This is a genomic window from Allocoleopsis sp., assembly GCF_036703385.1.
Classification (GTDB): domain Bacteria; phylum Cyanobacteriota; class Cyanobacteriia; order Cyanobacteriales; family Coleofasciculaceae; genus Allocoleopsis.
The window spans coordinates 1-11,603 of record NZ_DATNPA010000150.1 but is presented as its reverse complement, the minus strand read 5'-3'; the positions used below and the strand labels follow the sequence as shown (position 1 = coordinate 11,603).

The 11,603-nt window shown below is 45.7% G+C and carries 10 protein-coding genes and 1 pseudogene; 3 read left to right on the top strand and 8 right to left on the bottom strand.

From position 1 onward, the window contains the following. The 3 genes and pseudogenes from V6C93_RS07640 to V6C93_RS07630 form a co-directional block, all read left to right on the top strand. Positions 1-216: pseudogene (locus tag V6C93_RS07640) on the top strand (hypothetical protein); the annotation flags it as partial. A gap of 9 nt (positions 217-225) precedes the next feature. Then, positions 226-825: a metal-dependent hydrolase gene (locus V6C93_RS07635; protein ID WP_333476057.1), complete on the top strand. Its 600-nt coding sequence runs from the start codon at positions 226-228 to the stop codon at positions 823-825. Between the two features lie 457 nt (positions 826-1,282). Then, the gene (locus tag V6C93_RS07630) at positions 1,283-2,110 is read left to right on the top strand and encodes a Uma2 family endonuclease (protein ID WP_333476056.1); all 828 of its coding nucleotides are present in this window, start codon (positions 1,283-1,285) and stop codon (positions 2,108-2,110) included. Between the two features lie 34 nt (positions 2,111-2,144). Here V6C93_RS07630 and V6C93_RS07625 read toward each other — a convergent pair whose 3' ends face one another. From V6C93_RS07625 to psb28, 8 genes are all read right to left on the bottom strand, one after another. Next, a complete protein-coding gene (locus tag V6C93_RS07625; RefSeq protein ID WP_333476055.1) occupies positions 2,145-2,723 on the bottom strand; it encodes a Uma2 family endonuclease in 579 nt (192 codons plus the stop codon). A 47-nt stretch (positions 2,724-2,770) separates the two neighbouring features. Then, complete coding sequence (locus V6C93_RS07620; protein ID WP_333476054.1) at positions 2,771-3,397, bottom strand: hypothetical protein; 627 nt, start codon at positions 3,395-3,397, stop codon at positions 2,771-2,773. Between the two features lie 314 nt (positions 3,398-3,711). Then, complete coding sequence (locus tag V6C93_RS07615) at positions 3,712-5,013, bottom strand: CO2 hydration protein (RefSeq protein WP_333476053.1); 1,302 nt, start codon at positions 5,011-5,013, stop codon at positions 3,712-3,714. Positions 5,014-5,172: 159 nt separating this feature from the next. Then, complete coding sequence (locus V6C93_RS07610) at positions 5,173-6,726, bottom strand: NADH-quinone oxidoreductase subunit M (protein ID WP_333476052.1); 1,554 nt, start codon at positions 6,724-6,726, stop codon at positions 5,173-5,175. 62 nt (positions 6,727-6,788) lie between these two features. Further along, on the bottom strand, positions 6,789-7,502 hold the full coding sequence (locus tag V6C93_RS07605; RefSeq protein ID WP_333476051.1) for a carbonic anhydrase: 714 nt from the start codon (positions 7,500-7,502) through the stop codon (positions 6,789-6,791). Positions 7,503-7,677: 175 nt separating this feature from the next. Next, positions 7,678-9,540, bottom strand: coding sequence for an NAD(P)H-quinone oxidoreductase subunit F (locus V6C93_RS07600; RefSeq protein ID WP_333476050.1), 1,863 nt, complete (start codon positions 9,538-9,540; stop codon positions 7,678-7,680). A 458-nt stretch (positions 9,541-9,998) separates the two neighbouring features. Further along, entirely contained in the window at positions 9,999-10,910 is a 912-nt protein-coding gene (locus tag V6C93_RS07595; RefSeq protein WP_333476049.1) for a TIGR01777 family oxidoreductase, read from the bottom strand. A gap of 3 nt (positions 10,911-10,913) precedes the next feature. Then, positions 10,914-11,309 carry a photosystem II reaction center protein Psb28 gene (gene psb28 / locus V6C93_RS07590; protein WP_333476048.1) on the bottom strand — a complete coding sequence of 132 codons (396 nt, stop codon included), beginning with the start codon at positions 11,307-11,309 and terminating at the stop codon, positions 10,914-10,916. Positions 11,310-11,603: the final 294 nt, after the last annotated feature.

The following is an 11,603-nucleotide window of genomic DNA, read 5'->3' as shown; positions in this document are numbered from 1 at the left end:
TGGGCTAGAGTGGAAGCATTTCGCAACAAAAAACAGGAATTAGATGCTTCAGGATTGTTTGGCATTTGCAGGCGAGAGCCTTACTACCAAAAGCAGCTGACAGGGTTGAAAGTTGATTCAGAATCATGGCGCTGGAACTGTATTAAGTTAGACCAAATGCGGCGAATTCTAGAAATAGAAAGGGTTTTGAAATCCGGTTCTTTTTGCGTGAGATAGAGCGTCAAAATGTCTTCTTTTATCGGTCACAGCTTAGCCGCCTTTAGCACATATTCCCTTGAAAAGCAACCCGCATCCTCCAATCGGAAATCTTGGTTAGGATGGCTAATTATTATTGCCTCTGCCCCTGACATTGACCATATTATTCCTGCCCTACATTTAACGTATCAGTATCAGGACGTTAGGATTAGCCACTCTATATTGCTAAGTCTGGTGCTACCGTTTTGCACAATTCTCTTGCTTACCCTTTTAGGCTCTAAGGGGCGTTCTCTGATCATCCGTAGCCAACAAGTCATCTTAGCAGGTCTTTCCCATCTGGTTCTCGATCTACTCACGGGGGTTAACCGATTACCTTTACTATGGCCTTTGAGCAACGAAATCTTCAAATTGCCCTTTGGTATTCTCCCCAGTGCTGGTGGGGTAAACCTATTCAACTATTTTCTTTACCGAAATTTATTGATTGAAATTGGTGTTCTTGCTCCGTTAGTCTACATCGCTTTCTTAATTAACCATGACAAGAGCAATACCCGTCAACAAAGATTCCGAATCGGTGGATTATTACTAATTTCTATCTGCTTTATGATTTGGTCATTTAGTCTGCGTAGATAGAACTGACATTTTGCACCGTTCTCAAAACTCTTCGGGTGGGCGCTGCTTCCCAGAAGTTGAAAAGCTTATTCTAGCGTTAGCGTGCAGTACTCACCCTACATGCAAAAGGGCGATCGCTATTCAATAAACCTCTTGCATAAATCCTGAAATGCCCCCTAAATCCCCCAATTCTGGGGGACTTTGAGATTCCGGTTCCCCCCACCCCTCTCGTTCTCCCCTTTTAGGGGAGAGGAGTAAGGACGAAGCCTCTTATTCATGAGGGTTAGGAGGGCAAAAATTGAATGAGAGCAAGAGACACCATGAGCTGTCGCTCACAACGAAGGATGAAACTAGACTTTCAAGATAGGTCTAATTTGTACCTCACAAACTTGTCAATTGTCCTAACGGCATCATCTGCACCTTAATCTTATAGATTAGGCAAGATGGTAGTAATAATTGCTGCAATACTGTTGAAGATATGACTGAGATACTAAATGAAATTGCTCTACCGCCTCCATTCCCCGACCATACCCAATTGCCAGAATCCGATGGTACGTTTGTGAAAAATTTTCAGGAGCATCCCCAAAGTCTGATTCTGACAGACTCAATCGATTCAACCTTGCAGCGACTGCATCCAGACGGACAATATGCGATCGGACAAGATTGTGGTATTTACTGGCGAGAAACTAACCCACCGGAGAAGGGAGCTGAAGCACCTGACTGGTTTTATGTGCCGAATGTGGCACCCAAACTTGATGGTGTAATCCGTCGCTCCTACGTGCTATGGCGAGAGTATATCACGCCCACAATCGCGCTGGAATTTGCCTCTGGTGATGGCAGTGAGGAACGAGCTCAGACTCCTTTATCTCGTTCGGAAACAGGAGAGGTTACAAAACCGGGTAAGTTTTGGGTCTACGAACGGGTAATGCGGATTCCCTACTATGGCATCTATCTACTCAGCAACGGCACTTTGGAGCTATATCACCTGGTTAATACCCACTATGAGAAGATGACTCCTAATGAACGGGGGCATTATCCAATTCTCCCAATGCAGGTAGAGTTGGGTTTGTGGTTGGGAACTGTCTTGAATCAGCCGGAACAACTCTGGCTACGCTGGTGGGACTTAAATGGAAACCTGTTGTTAACGGGTCATGAACAAGCAGAACAGGAGCGACAAGAGAAAGAGCAAGCTTTGCAACAGTTAGAGCAAGAGCGGGAAAAGCGGCAGCAGTTGGCAGCTCGGCTGAAATCGCTCACTTCCGAACAACTTCAAGCCTTGGGTATTGACCCTGAAATGCTGGACTGAGGTTTGTGAGTTGTATGCGATCGCTCCCAATCCCCTACTTTTGAATTCCTTGTCGAAATTCTCTTACCGCCTGAATGTGGTTAGGCAGAGTAATGCACCGTACCAACAGCGCTAAGTCTAACCCAGGCAGCAATTCAGACTGAGCGATCGCCTCATATTCTTCTTGACGCAAGGCATACAGTAACAATCTCCCATTCTGCCAGAACCAGACTTCAGAAATCTTCAGGCGTTTATAGGCTTCTAGCTTATCAATGCCTCCACTGGTAACGGCAACTTCGATCGCTAGATCTGGACGTTCCCTGTCGGGTCCGAGTTCATACGATTCGTCAGCTTCGCGCTTCACTAGACCAACTTCGCTTTCTAGAGTCATAGAGCCTGTTGGAGTGAAATCTATATTTTGGGATTCCAGATAGGCTTCAACGAGGGCAGCGATACGCTTTTTTACAGTCTCATGTTTTTTCCCTGGCATCTTGCGAATCTCTAATGTCCCGTCCAAGAATGATATCCGAATGCCTGGACGGTCTAGTAAGTGCTCAATTGTTTTGAATTCCTGCCACGTCAGTGCGTCTATTAGGATGGGTTCAGTTGTCTGATCTAGAGTTGTTACAGTCATGGCGATCGCCGTCTCTAATTGTTTTGTGTTGCAGACAGTTCTGATTGTTATTTACTTGTCGCTAAGGTTGTTCTCGGTTGTGAGAAGTAATAATCACCATCCTTTCCCAATCTATTTTCTTTAGCTCCTCGCATCAGTTCTGCTTGTAGACATCTTTTAGCTTTTGTGAATTCCTCTAGAGACTGGTATTCAAAGATAAGCTCGACTAGCTGACCAATATGTAAACCCTCTGGGTTTTTTTCAAGGATTTTTTTGGCTATCTGAATGTAGCCTCTTCGACCACTGTACTCAGGGCGCTGATAGTCTTTGGGATTGCGAGAGGTTTCCCGCTTAGGTTCGGAGTTTGAATCTGTGCTCTGCCTTTCACTTGGATTTTCACTTACACTACTTCCAACAGAGATTTCAGAGCTTGCCCTAGTTCCATGAAATAGAGAACCATTGCCATTGGTGGAAGATTTTGTCGGTAACTGACGAAACTTGTTAGGTATAAACGCTTGTTCTTTACTTTCTTGACTACTTATCCCTGCTAGAGTGGCCCTGATACTTGCAGCCAAAGACTCTAGACGGACTGCCTCAGCGTGGGCCTCCTCAGCCACTTTCCTGAACTTTGCCGCTTCCTGCTCTCTATCAGCCAGTTCGGTGCTTAGCAGTGAAATAAGTAAATCTTTTTGCATCTTGCAACAATTTCTTGCATATCTTGCACTCCAGCTTAGCTTTCTTACACAAAATATGCAAGATTATCCAAGAAAAATCAAGAATCGGGTTGAAATAGACCCTATATGTTGTATCTATAGACGAGTACTACACTATATAATGAGTATTTTGAGTTTTAAAGAAATTTCAAGATAAGGCAAGCAGCGCCTTTAAGAATAAAGATTAAGCCTCAAGTAGGGTGAGCAATGCCCACCCTACTATATTGAGAAAGCGATCGCACCCCAAAAAACAAAGCCCCCCTTTTGAAGGAGGGCATGGGGGAATCTGCCTTTCCCTACCTATAATCCTGCCTCTGAATATCCCGCAACCGTGCTTCAGGACGCTTGAATCGATCAATCTGAGCCTCAAAAAACGCCCGATTTGCTTTTAAATGCTTGGGATTTGGGTCATCTAAAGGATACAGAAGCGCCGTCCGCAACGCTTGAATCACAGCGGAAGTAACGCAGTACATCGATCGCTGAAAACTGATACCCAATTGAATCAGCATATCGTCCTCACCCCGGCAGTTTTTACTGTAATAATCCACCAAATAGGGGGGTAGGAAGTGAAGCATATCCTGCATCAGCAGTGTGGGGGGAATACCTGCTGTACCTACCGGGAAAACATCAGCATACAGAATCCCATAGTGGAAGTTTTTCTGATCTTCGGGAACTTGCTTCGCCTGAGCATTGTAAGACTTCGTACCCCGGAACGGTGCCGTGCGATAGAAAACTGCTTCTACATAAGGTAATGCTGCTTCATACAACCACATGAATCCCTTCGATTTCGGGATAATTTCGTAGCATTCACCCCGGATGTAGACGTGGTGGTAGATGGGACGACCTGCGATCGCAAAAATCCCGTTTACAATAAAGTTCATCGCCTCTGGGACGCTAGTGATTTTCCCTTCATCATAGAGATCGCTCATTTCAAAGAAAACCGGAGCCATAATCTCCCAGAACAGGCCCAGGTTACTGTAATAGGACATCTGACGGCACTGTTCTATAAACAGGTCTGGAAACAGCTTATAGACTCCCATCATCACCGGATTGTACTTAAAGTAAGCCTTAATCGCCTTATCTGCATTAGCCTTATATTCATCGCTGTCCAGGTAAGGGTCAAATTGTCCACCCATTCCTCTATGCCACAGCATGGCACGCATACAAGCTTCAGCAAACTCCATGTTGACCCGGTCATGCCACAAGTGATGAAACAACTTGGGCATTTTAAAGGTTTCCCCTTTTTCCATGTAGGCTAAAAGCTCAGGATGAGCCGTTGCTTCCCCACGCCAAATCCGCAAATCGGCATCATCTCCGGCGTAATGATTATGCAACTCTAAATACTCTTTAGGTAGCAAGTATTTAAAAAAGGGAAATGGGTTTAAAAATACCTGCTCAGCAATATAGAGAAGGTCGCGCCAGTAGAAATCCATCGGCACGGCATAAGCTTTGTAAATGCCGATGATTTGCATGAGATTCTCTGGTGTATCGGGTAGCATGGCACCACCCGCTTCAAGGCGGTGAATCACATCAGCAAATTCATGCTTAGAAGGCGGCAGCTGGATTGTATTTTCTGGTTTAACGGGAGTTTGTACCATTTTGCGTTCCTTTAAACTTGAATCTCAAGCAAAGTTAGAGTTAGAGGAAGGAAAAAGTCTGCTTGAGTGAAGTATGTGAGCCTGCTGAAGAATTCCTGACTTTGCCTCTCACCCACCCCTCTCTGAGAAGGAGAGGGGAATCAGAGCTTCTGCTCAAGCTTACTTTTCGATGCTAAAAGTTGACGGCTGATAGCTAATTGATAATTTGGGTTTAATATCCCCAGAAATATCGGTGGATGATGGCATTGCGGCGAAGATTGGAGCGCTCATAGAGGCGGCAGTGGCTTCACTCCAACGCACTAGCAAAGAAGGACGAATTCCCAAGAAGAAAATCAGAACGGTTAAAACTAATGCTGGGACACGCTCACGCCACTGAACTTTGGGATAGTAGGCTGTGTTGTTGTCCAGTTTGCCAAAACAGGTGCGGTTAATCAGAATCACGAAGTAAACAGCTGTTAATCCAGACGCCAGCACACACAACAGCGTTTCTACTGGGAAGATGGAGAAACTGCCTTGAAATACCAGAAATTCAGCCACGAAACCCATCATGCCTGGAATGCCAGCGCTAGCCATCCCTGCTACTACCAAGAAAGCACTAATGATGGGTAAACCTCGAACCGGACTCATCAAACCATTGAGAACATTCAGTTCGCGAGTGCCGACTTTCTCCTCAATAATGCCCACCAGATTAAATAAGATTGCCAGAATAATACCGTGAGCAACCATTTGAGAGACAGCACCCACTAAACTTAATGGTGTACCCGCCGCAGAGCCCACGATGATATAGCCCATGTGTCCGATTGAGCTATAGGCAACCATACGTTTGATGTCTTGTTGAGCGATCGCTGTGACGGCACCATAGAGAACACTTACAGTCCCAATGATCGCCAATCCTGGAGCCACAAGTCCCCATGTTTCAGGAAATAGCTGCAAACCGAACCTGATCAAGCCATAAGTTCCCAACTTCGCCAACACGCCACCCAGAAGAATCGTCACAGGTGGACAAGCTTCTACATAAGCATCTGGTAACCAAGTGTGCAAGGGAACCAAAGGAACTTTAATGCCAAATCCAACCAGCAGCACCGTTAATAGAATTAGCTGAGTAATCAAGGGTAACCCTTGAGTCTTCATCGAGTCGTAATCGAAGCTGTTGGAGCCACTTAACCAAGTAATACCCAAAAATGCAGCCAGAATGAGAATCCCGGAAACAGCGGTATAGATGAGAAACTTCATCGCTGCATAGCCGCGCTTTTCTGTATCACCCCAGATGGCAATCAACAGATACAACGGGATGAGTTCTAACTCGTAGAACAGGAAAAACAGCAGTAAGTTCTGAGCCGCAAAAGCGCCAGCTACCCCAGCATTGACGAGAAAAATCAAAGCATAGTAGAGCCGGGAACGCTCAACTTTCTCACTTGTGCTATAAATAGCAATCCAAGTTAGCAGTGCATTTAAAGCCAACAACGGAAACGACAAACCATCAATGCCTAGCTTATAGCTCAAGCCGATTTGTGGCAGCCAAGGTAAATACTCCTGAAACTGTAATCCTGAGGCCGTCAAATTAAACTGACTCGCTAGCCAGACGGTTACAACTAAGAGAACAGATGCGATCGCTAATGCTACAGAGCGTAGCCTCGCCGCATTTAGATTTCCGGGCCAGAACCCAACGATAGCAGCACCCAACATGGGTAGCCAGATCAAGGTACTAAGCATAGATTGAATTGTTTCCTTGCTGAAACGTTGTTAATAGCTTTTACACAAATGAATAATCCAGCCTAACTAACCATCGTTACGGTTCCAGTGTCCAAATCGTAATAACCCCCTACAACTTTCAGTTTTCCTTCCGTAATTAACTGAGAAATGACTGGGGAGGTTTTCAATTTTTCTATTTGGTACAAAACATTGGATTTGATGGCATTCTCCAGCTTGTCGCCGCGTTGGTTGGCTGACTTTTCTACAGCGGGTTTAATGGCATCAATCAGACTGGCAATTTGTCCGGGAACTTGGGCACCTTTTATCGTGGCGTCTACTGCTCCGCATCTTTCATGACCTAAGACCATTATCACCTTTGTGCCTAATACTAAGGTGCCAAATTCAAGGCTGCCAATCTCCTCTTTGGTCGCGATATTACCAGCCACTCGGCATACAAATAAATCCCCAAATCCCTGGTCAAAAATAATCTCAGAAGGAACTCGTGAATCTGCACAGCCAAGAATAGAAGCGAATGGCTTCTGACCTTTTGCTACTTCTGTCATACGTGACATATTTTGGTGGGGGTTTTCACGTTTTCCCTTAACAAATCGTTGATTGCCATCCATTAGGCTTTGCAGAGCCTGCTCAGGGGTCATGTCATCTTTTGCAATGGCTTGGTCGGGAAACACTAAGTTGGAACCCAGTCCAGCTGTAATTGCCCCCGTCCCGACAATCCCTGCACCAAACTTTAGCAAGTGTCGTCTTGAAAGATGTCCCTTCTGATTCTTTCCGTTCATTGAATTTTTCCTTCCTTCCAAATTCTGATATTCTCGGCAGCAAGCTAGGCGATAAGGAGTTGATAAGGTCAGATATTTCAGGCTTTGTTCTCTGATTTAGATTGACTAAAAATCTGATTTTTCGACTTTATCAACACCCTATAATATCTCAACTAGCACTCAATTACTAACTGCATCAGCCAGTGATAATTAATGAAAGGCGAGCCAATACTGGCCAGCTCACCATAATTCCCAAAAGAGCTACTCCTAACAATATTGTCAGAGCATAAAATTGGGTTTGACCAGAAGTGTTGTACTTTAAGCTCTGTCCACTAAAAACTGTTGCTAAGCCAACCAGATTCACCACTCCATCAACGATATAGCGGTCAATCCAGAACATAAGTTGAGAGACTAAGCCAACCACAAGCACAATACTCAGGCGGTAAATTTTAGCGGTGTAAAAGTCGTAGGCTAACAAGTCTTGCAGTGGCTTCCAAACCAGTTGTACAGGTTTAGTCCAGCCATCATTGAGATAAATGAAACCACTAATTCCTATCCCTAGAACGCTGGACAAAACCAACATACCAGCGACAGTGGTATTCAGGCTCGCCCAATCCGGGAGCAGTTGCCATTGCAGCAGTAGCAAAGGGACGTGGAGGGTGAATCCCATTAACACGACCATTGGCAAAGCCATCGGCCAATGAATTTCGGGCGATCGCTCTGTCATTTGTTTGGTTTTGCCGCCAAAAACTAGACCAAACACGCGGGTTAAACCAAAGGCGGTGAGGGCATTCACTAACAGTAATACCCCAAACAGCCAAGGTGCAGTTGTGGCAAGATGGTCTGCTAATTTGGCTAAAGACCAGAAGCAACCAAAGGGAGGCAATGCGATTAAAGCCGCCGTACCGATGATGAAAGACAACCCACTGATGGGTCGTTTAGACCACAGACCCCCATATTGGGTGACATCCTGGGTGATGCTATTCCAAATTACACCGCCGATGCTCATGACTAATAAGCCCATCGCTACGGCGTAGGTCAATAGCAACATGTAGGCGGTTTCGACTTGTCCGGTACCTACGGCGATAAACACGATACCCATGTAGGCACTAACCAGATAAGAGAGGGTACGTTTGATATCAATTTGAGCGATCGCAATTAAGGAACCGCCTATCGCTGTCACTGAACCAATGAACAGTACAGCAGCAAGAGTAATCGGTGATAAGGCTAAAACGGGTTCAAGCTTAATTAACACCCAGGCACCCGTCATCACAACCACGGAATTCCGCAAAATCGTTGAAGGAACCGGGCCCTCCATCGCCTCATCCAGCCACAGATGCAGTGGGAACTGAGCACACTTAGCCATCGGGCCAGCGATTAAAGCTAAACCTACCAGTGTAGCGATTTTAGGGTCTACCGTTGCTGTCTGAGCCCAGGTTTCTAATTGAGAAAAGTCCCAGGTTCCTGCCAAAGGATACAGACCTAAGACTCCCATCAACATGATTAAGTCACCTACCCGCTTGGTGAGGAAAGCATCTCTTGCCCCCGTCACCACCAACGGCTGACTAAACCACAACCCAACGAGTAGATAGGTTCCCAGAGTCAGGATTTCTAGAATGAAGTAGCTGAAGAACAAAGAATCGCAGAGGACAAGAGCACGCATCCCGGCTCCAAACAGCGCCAGGAAGGAAAAGAATCGCGCCCAACCCCAGTCCATCTCCATATAACCGATCGCATAAATCTGTGTCAGCAGATTCATCCCAGCAATCAGCATGGTTGCACCGATGGTGACTCTCGATAGTCTCAGAGGAAGATCCAAATCAAGACCGGCAATATGGAGCCAAGGAATTAATAACTCTTGCGCTGGCTGATTCCAAATCGCGATCAGAGCGCCTAAACCATGAAGGAACGCGATTAAAGTCATTACCATGTTCACGTAGCCAGCCGGTCTGGGGCCTGTGCGACGAATCAGAGAAGGAGACCAAGGTAGGGCAAGAATTGCCCCAAGGATTGCATAGCAAGGTATTAACCAAGCTGTTTCAAGAAGGAGCTGAGCCATCGGCATTACCTGTTTTAAATGCAGAAATATTCAGGTTTTTAGGAGCAATAGCGAGATAATCCTGCTTTCAGCAGGACGTTCAGCGACATGGATTCATTTTTTCTTAAGCTTTAAATGTTAGTGTAATGGTTAGTGTGCGAAAAAAGAAGAACAAAACTAAATAATTAAATAATCATGTTTGTAAATTTGGCTTATGGGCATCAAGGCTGATAGTACCTATAGAATTTTATCTATACACACTTTTCAGCCTCTCGTTGAGAAATTAAACTTTATGAATTTAACTTGAAAAAATTGCCAATGAGTTGTAGAAGAGAAGTGTGGCAAATTTCGATAACCAGAGGCAATACACACCTGAGTCGAGAACATGCCGTAACCCTATGTTGGCACCGTGATGGGTCAGGGGTGGACAGGATGCCCACCCCACATGAGTTCGTCGGATATTGTTGACTTGGAACTGCCTAACTCGAAGTCACAATTTTTGTTAGGGCTTCTTTTACTGTTGGATATTGATATTGAAAACCGTAGCTAGTTGTTCTCTTGGGCAGCACCTGTTGACCTTCTAGGACGACTTTGGCACCTTCTCCAAGCAGTGCTTCTAGAGCGAAGCTAGGAACAGGTAACCAGGAGGGGCGGTGTAAAACTTCCCCAAGCTTTTCACATAGTTCCGACATCCGGACGGGGTTGGGTGCAGTACCATTAAGCACACCCTCAATGTCCGGTCGGTTTAGGGCTTCTATGAGCAAGCGAACGAGATCGTCCCGATGAATCCAGGCAAACCACTGGTGACCAGTACCGAGAGGACCACCTGCAAATAATTGGAAGGGGGGTATCATTTTGGCGAGTGCGCCACCATTCCCTAAGACAATGCCCAACCGCACAATTACCAGTCGGACACCAGCATTCTTAACTTTCTGAGCTTCAGCTTCCCAGGCTTGACAAACTTCGGCGAGAAAATCGTTACCAGGGGGACTGGTTTCATCAAAAGTAGCGGTTTCGCTGGTGCCGTAGTAGCCGATCGCAGAAGCGTTAACCAATACCTTTGGCTTGGGGTTAGCTTGAGTGATAGCTTCCACAATTTTTTGCGTACCCAGCTTGCGGCTATTGAGAATCTCCTCCTTGTGCTTGGGTGTCCAGCGACTCTCCGCGATGGGTTCTCCTGCTAGATTCACCACCGCGTCACAACCAGCGATCGCCTTTTGCCACTCACCGGATTCAGTAGGGGTGTAGGCAACAATTTCCAAATTGGGGAACTTCCGTAATGCAATCGCTCGATTCCGAGTTAATATCAACGGCTGATGTCCTTGTGCCTGGAGTTGCTCCACGAGGCGACTGCCAACAAATCCAGTTGCTCCAGTAATTGCTACTTTCATGATTTAGTGATTGCTACTCTCTGTAGATTTCCCTGTGTCGCTGTAAGCCATATCGTTGGCTTCAGCGTAGCGCTGCATAAAGCGCATAAAGCGTTCCCAATAATCTTCCCGCTCAATTTCAAACTGGCATTCCACCCGCTGAAGTTCATCCCCCTCTGCACCACCGAACAAAATTTGCACAGAAGAGGGTTCAACGGTAATTACACCTTCTTCATCTGTTAAAACTATGGAATTAGACGAGCGTTTGGTGAAGCTATTGAATCTTTCTAAAGCCTTTAAGGAATTGAACGTCATCAACACTGAACGCACTGCGGTGTTCCGATTCCGCCGCAAGCTGACATTACTCAGTTCTTCGTAAATTCCTTCAAAAAATTGAATGGAGGGGGTTTGGGAGGTCATGTTAAAGCTAAATTTATTATTAAATCAGTATACAAAAGTTAAAACCATTACAGTAATATAGTGCTCTTCACGGGCTGCCTATTCCCATCCCTCATCTATTTCCCGGTTGAACACCCTGTGCTTCGCGCACATGGTAAGGAATGAAAATATTTAACCTTCAACCTGCAACCTGCAACCTGCAACCTTCAACCTTCAACCTGCAACCTGCAACCTGCAACCTGCAACCTGCAACCTGCAACCTGCAACCTGCAACCTGCAACCTGCAACCTTCAACCTGCAACCTGCAACCTGCAA